We start from the raw sequence: 515 nt of genomic DNA on the forward strand, positions 1-515 counted from the left end.
GCTAGAAACGTAATTCTACTGTTTTCTTGTGTCCTTACAGCTCTGCCTTTTTCTTCTTGCTTCTTCTCATGACGCGCGACAAACGCATTGGCTTCCTTGCTCCAATTCAAAGAATCCTGCGCTACTCCTTCAGAAACTTCCTTAATCCGTGCATTCACATTCTTGATATTATCATCAAGACCAGTAAATGCACTACCAACATTATTAAAAGAACTGTCTGTTATATTACCATCTGCATCAACCTTCGATAACTTGTAGGTTGGTCCTGTAAAGGTACCGCCAACAAATTTTGCATCGCCACCAAGAAACTTAGCTAAATCCTGAGAAATCGTGTTGATCTGACTACCATTAATCGCATCATGTGAACTCTCACCAATGACACCATCTTTGACATTATGAAGTGCAACTGGTCCTGCATCCTTACCTTTACCTAAAGTCACACTGCTATAATCAGTTTTACCATCTGCCTGTTTATCGTAATGAACAACAGCTGAATCATCAGACTGAAGGCTGCT

The 515-nt window shown here is 40.6% G+C and carries 1 pseudogene; it reads right to left on the reverse strand.

The window, feature by feature from the left end:
- A pseudogene (locus ACFIJL_RS09960) lies at nt 1-515 on the reverse strand (adhesin); the annotation flags it as partial.

This window comes from Bartonella sp. TT119HLJHH (assembly GCF_042193385.1).
Lineage (GTDB): Bacteria > Pseudomonadota > Alphaproteobacteria > Rhizobiales > Rhizobiaceae > Bartonella.